Below are 14,426 nucleotides of genomic sequence, written 5' to 3' on the forward strand. Positions count from 1 at the left end.
ATAAAAAATGTAAATGTTCTAAATGATGAGTTAGTCGAATTTTGTAAAGAAATAATCACGCCCTGCAAAAAGAGAAGGATGCTTCTTAACATATTGCTTCGCTTCAATACTTCTCTCAAATGCCCCAAGGCTTACGCGAAAACGATTTCCCTTACCAGGTACTTCTTTTTCATTAACAATTGGGCTAAAACCAAGAACTCGAAAACCTTCTGCAAATTCCTTTGCGTCATCAATTGACTCAAATGAACCAACTACAATTGTGTATTTTCCAGTATATTCATCTGTCTTAGAAGCTGACTCTTGAATAGTCTCACTTTCAACTGCTGGTTGCTGAACAGGCTCTACAACCTTCTCTTCTACAACCTCTTGTACTTGCGTATCTTGAACACCAACATCATTGAAATCTTTATTTTCACTTGAAAACTCATTAACCATCTTCTGCTTTAAAGATTCTTCAATTCTCTTATTTAATTCTTCTTTAGAAACTTTCTTGGTCTCTTTATCTTGAACTATTTCTTTAACCTTCTCCTCTTCTGGAGATGTTAGCTCAATCTTCTGTTTTTCATCTAATGGCTCAACAATCGCCTTCTCTTCCTTATTGCTAAGGCCAGCTTTTTCAAAAGCATAATTAGATCCAATCTTTAGGCCAAAGAAGAATGAAGTAATGGCAACCAGGATGACAAAGATGACAACCAATAAGATTTCTTTTTTCTCAAATACGTAGAAGTTACTTTTATCGTTCATAAGGATATTTTAATCTCTCCACAATTATTAGCAACTTGCTGAAAATACTAGGAAAAATAATCCTTTATTTCATATGTGAAATATATCCCGACATTCTAACTCAACTTAAAGACTCTGCACTTTTTCTATTTTATAAACCCAAAAATCTTATGAACTAGGTTTAACAGGGAGAAAAATTATGAAGAAGATTTTAAAGAATAATAAAGGCCAAGGCGTAATGGAATATATGATCATCACAAGCCTAGTTGGAATTATTTGTATTACTGCTGTTAAAACACTCGGAACTAGAGTTCAAAAAAGACTTGAAGACGCATCCGATAAAATCACAAAGAGTATCAAAGTAAATTAATAAACAATCATGAAAATACTATCTTACGCTCTTAGCGTTACTCTAATTGTTTTTGTCTTTCTTGTGAGCAGTGCAGTTAGTGAAAAGTATCGTTGCAAAAATAGTATTGTTTTTCAAGCGTATGTACATTCATTAATAAAATCACATGATGATAAAAAATCAGTAAAAACATTCTCTTGTAAAAGTCTCCTCTCTCTTGAGTGGTGGCTTGATTCAAAAACACGGATTAAGTTTGTAAAAAATAAAAATGGAAAATACCTGAAGTATCGAAGAGAGAAGCATAGCTTAGGATTTTCAAATGGACTTAAATGAAAGAGGAAGTACTTCCTTAGTCGCTATATTATTTTTTATGGCCTTTATTGCCATCATATTCTCTAATATGGCCCGTTCTTATGAAGAGCTACAAATTATAAAATATTACAATAAGTCATATATCTGCTCGAAAAAAGTCATTGTTGAATATAAGTCATTTTATAAAAGAATTTCTTATATAAACGTAGGGCTTAAGAGTATCTTTTATGCACAGTTCTTCCCTTTAGCTGCATGGCTTAAGCCATTCATGAAATATGGAGCAAAAGGCTTGCAGTATATGCAAAGCGCTCTTCGATACTTTCTACGCTTCAAACTCTTAACGATAGATGAATGTGAGGCAACAAATATTTTAGCTCTTCTAAGAACAGATCCGCTAGGAAGCAAGCTCTGGAAGATCAGGAGAAGACTCGATACATCTGCAGTCTTTGAAAAGAAATGGAAGGCTTTTATGCCCTTTCACTATACTGGGAGCAACCTATCAGAAAATCATTCTTTCGTGATTACCCTAAAATTCAAACTAGAAGAGGGAAGACTTTTAGACGATTTCACTCTTTCGTCAAAGCACATGGCACCAAAGGGTATTCAACAATTGAAGGACTATTATGGACTTCAATTTTTGTAAGTACATTAATTCTTATGATTAACCTGGAGATAAAAATTGAAAATTCTAAACAACGAGAAATCCAAAACTTCATCAAAACCTGGAACTCAATCAAATAATGAGCCAACTTCCTCACCTCTGCTTTTTAACAAAGAAAAAGAAGAGAAGATGAAAAAGGCGCTTTATCTAAGATTCTGGGTTGCGCTAGTTCTAACTAATATATTTACATACATTCTTTCAATGCCATCGGTACAGGAAGTTCCAGAAAAGCATATTTCAGTAGCTAAAGATGAAAGACTTCTAAAACTTAAAATCAATGAAATGACTAATCTTGTAGGTAGTGAAGAATACGTGTCCCTATATGCAGGCGCAACACACATCACTAATAAGGCAAAGATCGTAAAAAAACTCAACGATGAAGAGATACCTATCTATCTCGTAAAAATTTCTATTTCAGATTTGAATAGAATTGCTCCATACAAGACTTTAGAGCTAGATTCCTATCCAGTTACTGATCTACCTAAATCCAAAGGAGGAGCTTATGAAATTGAAATTTAGCCTTATTACAATCCTACTAGTTACAAGTATTCAAGCACGTGAAGTAATTGTTTATACATATGACTCTGAAAAGAACCACATGTTTGAAGTTTTAAACGAGTTAATGGCAAAAAATGGAGTGAAAAAAGAAGACTTCCGATTTATTAAAAAGAAGAATCCATGTGAAGACATCTATAAGAGTGCCCTACTTCACGTATGTTTTAAAGGCGAGGAAGCTGAACCATTTATTGTTAGACAAGACAAAAGAGTTCTTCAGAATACCTTTGGACAATAAAAAAGGGCCAACATCTTGGCCCTCTTTCTATATCTGAAAAATAATTAAATATTAATCTAGATGAATTTTAAACTTAGGAGTAGTTCCCTTGTTTCTGTTATGCGCTTTTCTTTTAGCACCCATTTTTGTTTTTTTAGCATTACGCTTGTTTCTTGTAATACGAGTTCTTGATACCATGATAAATCTCCTCAATATATTTAAATCTAAATTAAAAACAGTTTTCGAGTATAGGTTTTTACTAAGTTTCTTGCCTTTTGTCAAAGTCATTGGCCTAGTATCAGTCGTAAATTTCAATATTTACGCTACAGGCCTGAAGCAAATTACCCTAGGCATAGGCCAAGTAACTGAAATCTCATTAAACAATGTTTTAAACTACAGTATATCTAATAAAGAAGTTTTATCGAGCAAGTCGCTACAGGCCCAATCAAAACTCATTATTAAAGGTAAAATGCAAGGTCACTCAATTGTCACACTATGGTTAAACTCTGGCAACAAGAAGACCTTCGAATTCTATGTACTTTCAAAGTCTGGTCAATTTAAGGTGCTCGAAGCTCTAAATAATCTACGTCATTTCGACATCAATGGTGAAATCAAGGGAGATAAATTAATTATTACCCAAGATATTACAACACTTGATCAGTACCTAGTCCTACGACCGCTGTTAAGTAAAAATAAGAGTATTATCTTCAAAGGTGAACTAAAAGATCAAGTAGCAAAGAAAATCATCGCAGAGATTCATCACCACTTTTTTCAAAACTACTATGACGATATACGCTGCCAAAAGAACAAGATCGATATTCACTGTTTCACCAACGAAGAGATATTGAAAGATATAAAATTTCTTAAACCACTTCAAAATAAACTTATGGTTAAGTTTTTTCTATCTCAAAGGTTTGAGAATATTTTGAACCATAAACTAGAAATGAGAATCATCCAAATTGAAAGAATGGACGGAAAAGAAATAAATTTCGGACTAGATCAAGTTGACGTAGGCCTTGCAGACCTTCTTGACGAAGGAGCTTCAGCACTTGCAAAGAGTCAAAGTATTGTACTTAGAGATACAGATTATAATGTCTCAACACTTGCGACACAAAAAATTCTACTTCGTACAAGTAATAAAACAACAGTGCAAATGGGGTCTGATATCCCCTTTACGACAACGACTAATAACAACGGAAATAATACACAGTGGAGATTTGCAGGGCTTAAGATTGAGATACTTTTAGAGAAAATAAATAATCGCTATAAAGTGAAATACGCAACGAAACTTACTAGGCCAATGGGACAAATGAATGGGGATACGTATATCAATGGGAGTGCACAAGAATCAAGTTTTCTCATTGAAAAGGGAATTCCAATTCAAATGTTTGAAATTGACTTAACAACTGATGATAACGCAGGAAGAAGACTTCCTATCCTTGGCCAAGTACCTATTCTAGGAAAGCTCTTTTCATCTTCAACAAAGTTTAAAACATATAAAAGAATCATTGCAATTGCGAAACTTAAATAGGAAATAAAATGTCACAAATCAATCAGTATTTTTTCAATGAATTTAAAATGCTACTTAGTGAGAAAGCAAAGAAAACAATTCATCTGAACTTTAAAGAAATTATTCTAGAAACACTCGAAAGAAATAATCTTCAAGAAAGTGACTTAGATAATCTAAACGAAATCAAAGACTGGTTTAACAAGGTCTATCATCAAAGTTACATTGATGATCTTCTAAAAATGTATGATGCCAATGAGTTTATCATTCACTCTCCTAGTGATATCGAAGTACAAAAGAAGGATCATCTTAATTTAAAGGTTGAATTTCTAAGTAATGAAGACTTTGTCTTAAGCTTAGTTTTTCTAACTCAAAAACTAGGAATTGATTGGAACTTCAATAATCCATTTGCATCATTTAAGAATACTCGATTAGTTGACGGCAATGAGATTGACTTGCGAGTGAGTATCACACATCCATGTCTTTCCCCTAAAGCACAAGCAAAAGCATTTTTGAGAGTTCATGCAAAAGAGAATTTCAAAATATCCGATTTTTCAAAAGACAAAGAAGCACATGAGATTGTGGAAAAGTTGGTTAGTGATTATAAGAATATTGTTATTGCGGGCTCTACGGCAAGTGGAAAGACTAGCTTTTTAAGAGTTTGTAAGGCGCTATGCTTTGAAAATGAACATCACGTTATTATTGAAGATGTTGCAGAGATTGACGGAGATATTTCCAATTCAACTCACCTCTTATCACATCCTAGTGAGGGAAAGAGTCTAAAAGACTATTGTAGTTATGCTTTAAGGATGTCTCCAAAGAGAATTCTTCTTGGAGAGATTAGATCAAGTGAGGTAATCCCATTTTTATTAGCAATGAATACTGGGCACAAAGGTATGATGAGTACAATTCATGCTAACAGTGCAAAGGATACACTACTCAGACTTACTACATTATTTTCAATCTTCTCAGAGAGTAAAAACGGAATTGATTTCGATCAAATCTTACGACTGATCTGTCAAAGTGTTGATAACGTGATCTTTGTTGAAAATAAAGAAGTAAAAGAAATTATAGAAGTTCACGGTAGTGAAGCAGATCGTCCGATTTACTCAACACTTTATTCAAAGGCTAAGAAAATAACTGATCACCAAAGAGGTCTATCCACTCACGAAGATCTTGGCCATCAACTTCTAGCGTAAAGTAATCATCGTTATTTTCATCGACTTCAAATGACCTTTCCAACAACTTTGCATTTTCAAGAGGAAGGCCAAATACCGTAATAAAATTGCGTGAGGCTTCATCTCTTTCTGTTGAAATAGCACAGAAATGATCTTCCTTAGCATCACTAATACAGCTTCCAGCTTCATTCGGGTAGAATACACTTTTAACAATAAGGGGTAGATTTGCTTCGATTAAAGGGTTCATCGTTCGATGAAAAAGAATTTTAGCACCTTTATTAGTCAATAGTTTTGTCTGTCGGTAGCTTAGGTTGTGAATTAAAGGTGCATTTGAAAGAACCTTTGGATCATGGCCGTAAACACCTTTAACGTCCTTCCAAATCACAAGCTCTTGTACATCATCTAATGCCCAAGCAAAGATAGCTGCGGAATAATCTGAGCCCTCTCGGCCTAGAGTTGAAGTTTGGCCATCGGTTGTTCGTGCGATAAAGCCTTGTGTGATAATTAGCGAGTGCTTATTTAAATCTTTGCAATTTGCCTTTGTATTCTTAAAGAGAACCTTGGCCTCATTAAAATTGCGATTCGTGAGAATATAGTCACGGGCATCTGCGTGAAAAAGTTCTCTTCCTTGTTGTTGGATATAACTAGCAAGGATTGATGTAGAGATACGCTCTCCAATACTGTAGATAGAATCGAGAGTCGAACTAGACTTGGGAAGTGTAAGATAGCTTAGCAACTCTTCTTTAAAATTGGAGAGATCAACTTGAAGGTTTAACTCTTCAATGATCACTCTATGCTTTGTGAAAAAGTCTTCAACTAATAAATTAGAGTCTTCACTAAAGTAAATTGACTCCAGCTCATTAGTTGAATTATACGTCGCAGATAAAACAACAAGAGCATCATTTGGACACGCTAAAATTAAATCTGCAATCTGCTTAATGGCAGCAGCGCTTTTTATTGAACTGCCACCAAATTTATATACACTTCTCAAGCTTATAGTCTCTTTTCTAATCTCTAGTAAGTTTCTTATAAGTGTAGCGCTTAGGATTCATTGCTGCATCTCCTAGACGTCTTCTCTTATCTTCTTCGTACTCGTTAAAGTTTCCTTCAAACCATACAACTTTCCCCTCGCCTTCGAATGCAAGGATATGTGTTGCTAAACGGTCTAAGAAGAAACGGTCGTGGGAAATGATAACAGCACAACCAGCATAATCAACAAGTGCTTTTTCAAGAGCTTGTAGAGTATTTACATCAAGATCGTTTGTTGGCTCATCCAGTAGAAGAACATTTCCACCTTCTTTTAAAACTTTTGCAAGGTGTACGCGATTTCTCTCACCACCTGAAAGCTCAGAAACTTTCTTCTTCTGGTCTTCTCCAGAGAAGTTGAATTTTGCAATATAGGCACGAGAGTTAACTTCTTGGCCACCAACATTGATAAACTCAGTTCCATCAGCAACAACATCGTAGATTGTTTTTTCAGGATCTAAATCACGTCCCTGGTCAACGTAAGCAAGCTTAACAGTATCACCTACATCGAAAGTTCCAGAAGTTGGCTTCTCTTGACCAGTAATCATTTTGAATAGCGTTGTTTTACCAGCACCGTTTGGACCGATAATCCCAACGATTCCACCAGGAGGAAGTGAGAACTCAAGATTTTCATATAGAAGTCTGTCGTCGAATGCTTTTGAAACGCCATGAGCTTCGATAACTTTATTTCCTAGACGAGGACCTGCAGGAATGAAAAGGTCATTTGTTTCATTTCTCTTTTCACTAGAGATTTTTGCTCTTTCTTCGTAATCCTTAATACGAGCTTTTGACTTCGCCTGACGTGCTTTAGGGTTTGAGCGAATCCACTCAAGCTCTTCTTTCATTGCTTTTTGTCTTTTCGACTCAGTCTTTTCTTCTTGAGCTAGACGCTTTGCTTTTGTCTCTAGCCAACCAGTGTAGTTTCCTTCGAATGGAATCCCTTGTCCACGGTCAAGCTCTAGAATCCAACCAGCAACATTGTCTAGGAAGTAACGATCGTGTGTTACTGCAATTACTGTTCCTTTATATTGTTGTAGGTGTCTTTCAAGCCACCATACTGTTTCAGCATCAAGGTGGTTTGTCGGCTCATCTAGAAGAAGAATATCAGGTTTTTGGAGTAGAAGACGGCATAGTGCAACCCTTCTCTTTTCCCCACCAGATAGGTTTCCACACTTTGCTTCAGATGGAGGACAATTTAGTGCTTCCATTGCAAGGTCTAGTTGACTATCAAGAGTCCAAGCATCTGCAGCATCAAGTTTATCTTGAAGCTTAGCTTGTTTATCAAGAAGATTATTCATTTCGTCATCAGACATTGGCTCTGCAAATTTTGCAGAGATTTCATCAAATTGAGCAAGAAGATCAACTGTCTCTTGGCAACCTTGCTGAACAACTTCTCTAACTGTTAATTCAGGATCAAGTTTTGGTTCCTGCTCAAGGTAACCAACCGAATAATTTTTAGCTAAGTGTGTTTCACCTAGATGGTCTTGATCAAGACCTGCCATAATCTTAAGAAGTGTCGACTTACCAGCACCGTTAAGACCAAGAACACCAATCTTTGCTCCATAAAAATATGAAAGAGAGATGTCTTTTAAAACGTGCTTTTGCTTATAAACTTTTCCAACACGGTTCATTGAATAAATAATTTGCTTATCATTTTGATAGGCCATCGATTGACTCCATTTGTTTTAAAATTACTCAAATAAAGTACCTATAAAACGATAGAATATCAATTACAGAGTGCCTGCAAACTTAAAGATTTAGGTGACTTATTAGACGAAAAAAGTTTGCGACATAAGGCACAAAGAAGAAGACTACAAGCCATATAAATTTGAAGATTTTTAATCGTTGTAAAAAAACTTCATTTTCACTTCGGTAATCATCCCAAAGATTAATCTCAATGGATTCAAGGTCTTCACAAATATCCACACCTTGGTGTTTCTTTACTTCAATTAGTGCAGCGAGCCTTCGAAAGAGATCCTTGGCCAGGGCCTGATCTAAATCTACAATTGAGTTGATTGATGAACGATGAATGAGTTGATTGATGGGAGTTCCAACATCGTACATAAGCTTAAATATGAGATATGAATTTAGAATCTTACTAATAGGGGCCAGAAATTTTCGCTTTAGTTTCTTAATAAGCATGATGAAACTAAGAACACCTACAAGATTATAGATTAGGGCCAAAACGAGGAAGGTATAGTCGGTTGCGAGGCCAAGGATATTTGTTGCAAAGATATTTAGGGCAAATGTAAGTCCCATTGCCATAAGAAATTGAAAGAGTGTTTCATTAATTGTGCCTGCGGCCTTCTTCTCAATTTGAAGATCATTGGAGAGAGCGTGGCGCATTTTTGCAAGAGTTCGACTTGTTGCAGCGCCAAATTCTTTTGCAATCTGAGCAATCTCACAAATTAATGAGTCGTAAAACTTGTAATTTGAAAGTTGCGTTAAGTCCCCCATCAAATTGAGCTGGGATACTTCTATTAACAAGTCCTTGCCTCTTTGATATTCAGATCGAATTCGAAATTTCAATGAGTTAAACCTTTCAATTAAGGTTTCAGCAGGAATAAGTAATGCTAAGAGAGTGATTGATAAAAAAGATATTATTGCCAAAATAGACCTCCTATCTTGACGTAACGCTATGTATCTGAAATAACAATACTCCATGGAAAATAAAGAAGAGTTATTTCACATTCGAAATGAAAACCACGCTTTTGATAAGCAATCAGAGGATATTAATCACCCTGATTTCTATCTCAATGATGAACTATTAGAAGAGTTAAAACTCTTTTGCCAAAATTTTGATCCATATCGTGACATGGACCTTGAAACAAAGTTTCGTTTACAAGAATTTGGTGTTCTCGAACTCTCAAACCCTTTTGAGATAACAAATAAACTTCTTCTCTTACTAGAGAACAACCTTCAATATCGTATTAAGTTAGAAAAAGAAAAGTAACAATGAACAAGAAAACCGCAGGTCGTCCACGCATTCGTACACCTAGGGTAGAACTACACCCTGCCAGTATCAAATATCTCTTCAAAGGTCATCCTTGGATTACTAAAGATAAGTACTCTCTTAAGTTTCCTAAGGGCTCTCCTTTTATTACGGCAAAGCTTGATGAAGTTAAGAACGACGATGCGAAGTTTGTTGTTATGCTAAATGATCCGACTCACGATAGTGTGCTAGCACGAATCTGGCGTATTGGTGAAGGTTCATCTCACATTGGCCCAAAAGAGTTCTACTTTGAACTTAGAGAGCGCATGCAAGCAAGTTTTGAAGCACGTGGGAATATTGATACTCGTGAAAACTACTACCTTGCTTTTGGCGAGTCTGATTATCTGCCAGGTCTTTTTATTATTCGCTTAAAAGATAGAATTCTGATTCAATTTTATGCAAACTTCTGGAACCACTTTGAAAATGACGTTCTAAAAATAGTTAAAGACTTTTTTCCTAAAGATACTCTTTGGGTTCAAAAAAGAAATCTAAAGCGTAAGAAAGAATTTTATTGCGCGACAAATAAGCAACTAAAAGAAGATAACTTTATCGTTGAAGAATATGGAGTTAAGTATCAAATTAAGCTTAACCAATTCTATGATATTGGAATCTACACAGATATGGCGGCAATTAGGGACCGCGTGAAAGAAGACTTTGAAGGAAAGAGTGTTTTAAATCTATATAGCTACACTGGAGCTTATTCTCTGTTTGGACTGAAACAGGGGGCAACAGATGTAACAAGTGTGGATCTTTCTCAAAAGTATCTTGATTGGCTACAAGAGAACCTTGTTCTTAATGAAATGAGTGAAAATCATGAATCACTTTGTATGCCAACAATCAAGGCTCTAGAAAAGTTTAAGGCAGAAGGTCGTAAGTTTGATTTAATTATTTGCGATCCACCAAGTGCATCAAGTGATGGAAAGAAAGTTTCGAAAGCTATTGATGCATATAAAGATATGATTCCTCTATTTGATATGATTCTAAATAAAGGTGGAAAAGCGCATATCTTTTTAAATACACATTCAATTACACGCAAGAAATTTGAAAATAAAATTAAAGAGTACATTGGTACCCGCAAGATTAGTATCACTGGATCACTAAAACTTACTGGTGACTGTCCGTCACTTAAAGGCTTTATTGAAGGCGACTACCTTAAAGGACTAACTCTTTTAAAGAAATAAAGGAAAAAATAAATGACAAATAACCTGGCCATAATTGTTCCCCTATTTATTGGTTGTATCGGAATCCTTCAAGGTGCCATAAACCGATTAATGACAAATGATATCGGTCTTACATGGATGGCCCTTCTTGGTAACTTTGTTACTCTAGTTGTTTGTATTGGTTTCTTCTTCTTTGTTAAATATAACCCAGAGTTCTTTCCTGAATTCGTTCGCTTAAAGGACTTCCAATTTAAGTGGTGGTATGTCATTCCTGGGTTCTTCGGCTTCTTATTTGTTGTGGGTCTTCCGCTTGGTATTTATGAAGTTGGTGCCGTAAAAACAACTGTCGGACTAATCGCTGCACAGATGGTGACAAGTGTTCTATGGGATGTATTCGTAGAGAATATCTCTCTTACTGTGCCAAAAGGTCTTGGAATCTTAATGGCAATTGGCTCAGTAATTTTAATTACACTATTTTAACAGTTACTCTTAAATAGCGTTAAAAACACTTTAATTTTATAGTCTGACACCTATAAATCCTATGCTATAAAGTAAAAATGCTTTTAATGTATTTTCGTCTATTCATTGCTGGATTATTCTTAGTTATTGGAACACTAATTTGGATTCCAATATGCATGTTTCGTCCTGCAAATCGTGGCAACACATACATGATTGCTAAGTACTACTCGTGGCTAACTCACCTTTTTTTAAATATAAAAATTGAAGCAAGAGTTAAGAAGAGTCACAAGGATATTAGAAATTCTGTTATCATTTCTAATCACCAATCAAATCTCGATATTTTCTTTGTAGGGCCGGCCCTGCCAAAAAGAACAGTCTCTCTTGGGAAGCAGTCTCTTGTCTGGATCCCTATTTTTGGTCAAATGTACTACCTTGCTGGAAATATTCTGATTAATCGAACAAATAGAACTAAGGCCTGGAAGGCCATGGCCGAAGTTGCTCGAACAATTAAAGAAGACAATTGTAATGTCTGGATTATGCCAGAAGGAACTCGCTCAAAAGGACGAGGATTACTGCCATTTAAAAAAGGCCCATTCGTTGTTGCTATCCAAGGCCAACTTCCAATTTACCCTGTTGTATTTTCTGAATATGATAAGTCATTTGATCTTAGAAAACTCAAACCTGGAAAGGTTATCATTGAAGCACTTGAGCCTATTTCGACACAGGGTTTAACAATGGATGATATTGGAGAGCTCATGGACAAGACTCGTGAAATGATGCTTGCCCATATCAATAAATTATCTAAAGAAGTTTCCTAATAAAGTCTTTTATTAGAAGATATTTACTCTTGTCATGTAATCAACTTTTCTAGCATCAGCTCTTCTAAGTGGACCTTGTGTTCCTGGAGCAGTAGTTCTTCTTCCATCATTTATGGCCGCATTACTTGTTGGACACTCCATTCCTAACCCACACATATCCTTCTTATTAAGAAAAAGTGCCGCTTCAATAAAGCTATACTTTTTACCCTTGTAGATTAATTTTAGATCTTCGATTTTACCTGTTTCATTTGGAAGAATAACAAAGTCACCTTTTTCTAGAATATCAAAAAAGAATTCCTTGTACGGTGCATATTCCTTCGTAACTTTGAAAAGAACATCATTATAATCATTTCCGTTTGGATCTTTAGAATAAGCACTTACTGTATCACCATAGACTCTAATCGATCTAATATCTTGATCACCATAGTACTGACTTCTAATCTTTAGATCACCTGAAGTTGCAAAAATTTGCTGGTATGAAAAAGCATTTAAAGTGATAAATAGTGCAATTGTAACTTTAAGAATCATTTTCATTATTCCCTCCAGATACATATATAATTGCACTTTGTGTGCCAAGAATTTAACGGAATATTAAGTAGTTAGATTGTAAATATCTTAAACAGTGTCTATTGAAGTGACGACATACCGTCCGTCCTGGACATGCGTCTTTCGGTTATATGAAGAAGATTTTTGCGCTGAGGAAACATCAAATAGCTGAAGCTATTTGAATTTATTGAGAATAATCACTTCAAGCGTCTGCGCATAGAAATAAAAAAGGCTCCATTAGGAGCCTTTTTTATTTCTATTTTACAATGCGTTCACGCCATTTTTTGATATCTGGTGCTAGATAGTCGTACTTCATCTCATCAAGAGTATATTGAGAGAATTCATAGTCTGTCGTGTGAGTTAGACACTCAGTAGGACAAACAGTAGTACAAAGACCACAGTAACAGCAAAGAGCTGTATCGATTGTATATTGAAGAAGATCTAACTTAATTGGTGTTCCACCACTTGTCTTAAGTACTGGAGCATCTTTTTCACGTCGAACTGCTGTAATGTAAATACAGTCAACTGGACAAGCAGTTGCACACTGGTAACAAGAAATACAGTTTTCAACGTCGTTGAATAGACGTGAACGAGAGTTTGCTGGAAGCTCTTCTCTTACTTCTGGGTATTCAATTGTTACAGGCTTTACACCGTACACATATTTAAAAGTAATACCAAGACCTTTCGTTACAGTAGTAATACCAGTCCAGATATTCTTAAACCATTTTCCTAACGTTAGTTGCTCACCTGCGTGGTAAGTTGTATCAGTGCTCATCGGTCAACCTCTCCTAGAACAATATCAATACTTCCGATTGTAGCAACGAAGTCTGCAATCATCTGACCTTTACCAAGTTCAGGTAGCATTGAAGTGTGAGTAAAACATGAAGACTTAACTTTAACTCTGTAAGGAGTTTTTCCACCATCTGAAACGATGTGGTAACCAAGTTCTCCACGTGGACACTCAGTTTTTGTATAAATCTCACCTTTTGGAAGCTTAATGATTTTTGGAACTTTACCCATAACAGGTCCAGCTTCAATTCCATCAAGAGCTTGACGAAGGATTTTGATTGATTCAAAGATTTCGAATACACGTACATAGTAACGATCCCAACAGTCACCAACAGTTCCCATTTCACCTTTACCAGTAACAACATCAAAATCAAACTTATCGTAGTAACCATATGGCTTCTTCTTACGAAGATCCCACTCAACACCTGAACCACGAAGAACAGCACCAGTTGCACCGTACTCATAAGCCATCTCAGGAGTTACAATACCAACATTAGCAGTTCTGTTACGGAAGATTGCGTTCATACCAACTAGATCGTGGTACTTCTTCATGCTTTCTTCCATCGTTGTACAGAATTGATCGATACGACGAAGTTGATCGTCATTAATATCATTCCAAACACCACCAATCCAAATGTAATTGTATAGTAGTCTGGCACCTGAAAGCTCTTCAAAGATTCTTAGGATTTGCTCTCTATCTTGGAAAGCGTATAAGAATGGAGTGAAGGCCCCAAGGTCGATTGCGTAAGTACCAAAGTACATTAAGTGAGATGCGATTCTTTGAAGTTCCGCAACGATGATTCTGATATACTCTGCTCTTTCAGGAACTTCAGTTCCAAGCATTTTTTCTACACCGTGAACATAACCCCATTCCATTCCCATAGCACCAAGATAGTCCATACGGTCAGTGAAAGGAATAATCCCACGATAGTCTAAGTTCTCGCTGTGCTTTTCCATACAACGGTGTAGGTAACCTAGGTATGGAGTCGCTTCAACAACGATTTCAGAATCTGTTTTAATCTCAACACGTAAAACCCCGTGAGTGGCAGGGTGCTGAGGCCCCATATTTACTGTCAGTAGATCAGTATGTAAGGCTTCTTGTTCTTGTTTTAATGTATTATCTTCCATTAAAAA

At 35.9% G+C, this 14,426-nt stretch carries 18 protein-coding genes; 11 read left to right on the top strand and 7 right to left on the bottom strand.

Annotation, left to right across the window (positions count from 1 at the left end):
- Positions 1-30: 30 nt before the first annotated feature.
- Positions 31-744: an SPOR domain-containing protein gene (locus tag C0Z22_RS08890; protein ID WP_103218014.1), complete on the bottom strand. Its 714-nt coding sequence runs from the start codon at positions 742-744 to the stop codon at positions 31-33.
- Positions 745-922: 178 nt separating this feature from the next.
- Here C0Z22_RS08890 and C0Z22_RS16105 point away from each other — a divergent pair, with 178 nt between their 5' ends.
- From C0Z22_RS16105 to C0Z22_RS08925, 7 genes are all read left to right on the top strand, one after another.
- Positions 923-1,093, top strand: coding sequence for a Flp family type IVb pilin (locus C0Z22_RS16105; RefSeq protein WP_021268293.1), 171 nt, complete (start codon positions 923-925; stop codon positions 1,091-1,093).
- A 9-nt stretch (positions 1,094-1,102) separates the two neighbouring features.
- Positions 1,103-1,405, top strand: a complete 303-nt coding sequence (locus tag C0Z22_RS08900; protein WP_103218015.1) for a hypothetical protein — start codon at positions 1,103-1,105, stop codon at positions 1,403-1,405.
- The gene (locus C0Z22_RS08905; RefSeq protein ID WP_103218016.1) at positions 1,392-2,027 is read left to right on the top strand and encodes a hypothetical protein; all 636 of its coding nucleotides are present in this window, start codon (positions 1,392-1,394) and stop codon (positions 2,025-2,027) included. The genes C0Z22_RS08900 and C0Z22_RS08905 overlap by 14 nt, the downstream gene beginning before the upstream one ends.
- Before the next feature lie 36 nt (positions 2,028-2,063).
- On the top strand, positions 2,064-2,564 hold the full coding sequence (locus C0Z22_RS08910; RefSeq protein ID WP_103218017.1) for a hypothetical protein: 501 nt from the start codon (positions 2,064-2,066) through the stop codon (positions 2,562-2,564).
- Positions 2,548-2,838 (top strand): hypothetical protein, encoded by a 291-nt coding sequence (locus tag C0Z22_RS08915; protein ID WP_103218018.1) that lies wholly within the window; start codon positions 2,548-2,550, stop codon positions 2,836-2,838. Before C0Z22_RS08910 ends, C0Z22_RS08915 begins: the two co-directional genes overlap by 17 nt.
- Positions 2,839-3,085: 247 nt before the next feature.
- Positions 3,086-4,348 carry a hypothetical protein gene (locus C0Z22_RS08920; RefSeq protein WP_158246868.1) on the top strand — a complete coding sequence of 421 codons (1,263 nt, stop codon included), beginning with the start codon at positions 3,086-3,088 and terminating at the stop codon, positions 4,346-4,348.
- A gap of 8 nt (positions 4,349-4,356) precedes the next feature.
- Entirely contained in the window at positions 4,357-5,523 is a 1,167-nt protein-coding gene (locus C0Z22_RS08925; RefSeq protein WP_103218020.1) for an ATPase, T2SS/T4P/T4SS family, read from the top strand.
- Here the strand turns inward: C0Z22_RS08925 and C0Z22_RS08930 are convergent.
- The 3 genes from C0Z22_RS08930 to C0Z22_RS08940 form a co-directional block, all read right to left on the bottom strand.
- Positions 5,453-6,493, bottom strand: a complete 1,041-nt coding sequence (locus tag C0Z22_RS08930; RefSeq protein ID WP_158246869.1) for an aspartate kinase — start codon at positions 6,491-6,493, stop codon at positions 5,453-5,455. The two genes, C0Z22_RS08925 and C0Z22_RS08930, sit on opposite strands and share 71 nt — an antisense overlap.
- Positions 6,494-6,509: 16 nt before the next feature.
- Complete coding sequence (ettA, locus tag C0Z22_RS08935) at positions 6,510-8,195, bottom strand: energy-dependent translational throttle protein EttA (RefSeq protein ID WP_103218022.1); 1,686 nt, start codon at positions 8,193-8,195, stop codon at positions 6,510-6,512.
- Positions 8,196-8,277: 82 nt separating this feature from the next.
- Complete coding sequence (locus C0Z22_RS08940) at positions 8,278-9,138, bottom strand: hypothetical protein (protein ID WP_146037852.1); 861 nt, start codon at positions 9,136-9,138, stop codon at positions 8,278-8,280.
- Between the two features lie 52 nt (positions 9,139-9,190).
- Here C0Z22_RS08940 and C0Z22_RS08945 point away from each other — a divergent pair, with 52 nt between their 5' ends.
- The 4 genes from C0Z22_RS08945 (at position 9,191) to C0Z22_RS08960 (ending at position 11,957) form a co-directional block, all read left to right on the top strand.
- Positions 9,191-9,481, top strand: coding sequence for a hypothetical protein (locus tag C0Z22_RS08945; RefSeq protein WP_103218024.1), 291 nt, complete (start codon positions 9,191-9,193; stop codon positions 9,479-9,481).
- A gap of 2 nt (positions 9,482-9,483) precedes the next feature.
- On the top strand, positions 9,484-10,701 hold the full coding sequence (locus tag C0Z22_RS08950; RefSeq protein WP_103218025.1) for a class I SAM-dependent rRNA methyltransferase: 1,218 nt from the start codon (positions 9,484-9,486) through the stop codon (positions 10,699-10,701).
- Between the two features lie 12 nt (positions 10,702-10,713).
- The gene (locus tag C0Z22_RS08955) at positions 10,714-11,160 is read left to right on the top strand and encodes a DMT family transporter (protein WP_103218026.1); all 447 of its coding nucleotides are present in this window, start codon (positions 10,714-10,716) and stop codon (positions 11,158-11,160) included.
- 77 nt (positions 11,161-11,237) lie between these two features.
- On the top strand, positions 11,238-11,957 hold the full coding sequence (locus C0Z22_RS08960) for a 1-acylglycerol-3-phosphate O-acyltransferase (protein ID WP_103218027.1): 720 nt from the start codon (positions 11,238-11,240) through the stop codon (positions 11,955-11,957).
- 12 nt (positions 11,958-11,969) lie between these two features.
- On the opposite strand, the gene C0Z22_RS08965 is transcribed toward C0Z22_RS08960, so the two are convergent.
- The 3 genes from C0Z22_RS08965 to C0Z22_RS08975 form a co-directional block, all read right to left on the bottom strand.
- Positions 11,970-12,491, bottom strand: a complete 522-nt coding sequence (locus C0Z22_RS08965) for a hypothetical protein (protein WP_103218028.1) — start codon at positions 12,489-12,491, stop codon at positions 11,970-11,972.
- Between the two features lie 268 nt (positions 12,492-12,759).
- Positions 12,760-13,278 (bottom strand): 4Fe-4S binding protein, encoded by a 519-nt coding sequence (locus tag C0Z22_RS08970; protein WP_103218029.1) that lies wholly within the window; start codon positions 13,276-13,278, stop codon positions 12,760-12,762.
- Complete coding sequence (locus tag C0Z22_RS08975) at positions 13,275-14,420, bottom strand: NADH-quinone oxidoreductase subunit D (RefSeq protein WP_103218030.1); 1,146 nt, start codon at positions 14,418-14,420, stop codon at positions 13,275-13,277. The genes C0Z22_RS08970 and C0Z22_RS08975 overlap by 4 nt, the downstream gene beginning before the upstream one ends.
- Positions 14,421-14,426: the final 6 nt, after the last annotated feature.

Source organism: Halobacteriovorax sp. DA5, assembly GCF_002903145.1.
Lineage (GTDB): Bacteria > Bdellovibrionota > Bacteriovoracia > Bacteriovoracales > Bacteriovoracaceae > Halobacteriovorax_A.

Excerpts from the sequence above, each read along its gene's own strand:
- C0Z22_RS08890 (WP_103218014.1), bottom strand. The coding sequence starts at position 744 with ATGAACGATAAAAGTAACTTCTACGTATTTGAGAAAAAAGAAATCTTA.
- C0Z22_RS16105 (WP_021268293.1), top strand. The coding sequence starts at position 923 with ATGAAGAAGATTTTAAAGAATAATAAAGGCCAAGGCGTAATGGAATAT.
- C0Z22_RS08900 (WP_103218015.1), top strand. The coding sequence starts at position 1,103 with ATGAAAATACTATCTTACGCTCTTAGCGTTACTCTAATTGTTTTTGTC.
- C0Z22_RS08905 (WP_103218016.1), top strand. The coding sequence starts at position 1,392 with ATGGACTTAAATGAAAGAGGAAGTACTTCCTTAGTCGCTATATTATTT.
- C0Z22_RS08915 (WP_103218018.1), top strand. The coding sequence starts at position 2,548 with ATGAAATTGAAATTTAGCCTTATTACAATCCTACTAGTTACAAGTATT.
- C0Z22_RS08925 (WP_103218020.1), top strand. The coding sequence starts at position 4,357 with ATGTCACAAATCAATCAGTATTTTTTCAATGAATTTAAAATGCTACTT.
- ettA (WP_103218022.1), bottom strand. The coding sequence starts at position 8,195 with ATGGCCTATCAAAATGATAAGCAAATTATTTATTCAATGAACCGTGTT.
- C0Z22_RS08945 (WP_103218024.1), top strand. The coding sequence starts at position 9,191 with ATGGAAAATAAAGAAGAGTTATTTCACATTCGAAATGAAAACCACGCT.
- C0Z22_RS08950 (WP_103218025.1), top strand. The coding sequence starts at position 9,484 with ATGAACAAGAAAACCGCAGGTCGTCCACGCATTCGTACACCTAGGGTA.
- C0Z22_RS08955 (WP_103218026.1), top strand. The coding sequence starts at position 10,714 with ATGACAAATAACCTGGCCATAATTGTTCCCCTATTTATTGGTTGTATC.
- C0Z22_RS08960 (WP_103218027.1), top strand. The coding sequence starts at position 11,238 with ATGCTTTTAATGTATTTTCGTCTATTCATTGCTGGATTATTCTTAGTT.
- C0Z22_RS08965 (WP_103218028.1), bottom strand. The coding sequence starts at position 12,491 with ATGAAAATGATTCTTAAAGTTACAATTGCACTATTTATCACTTTAAAT.
- C0Z22_RS08970 (WP_103218029.1), bottom strand. The coding sequence starts at position 13,278 with ATGAGCACTGATACAACTTACCACGCAGGTGAGCAACTAACGTTAGGA.
- C0Z22_RS08975 (WP_103218030.1), bottom strand. The coding sequence starts at position 14,420 with ATGGAAGATAATACATTAAAACAAGAACAAGAAGCCTTACATACTGAT.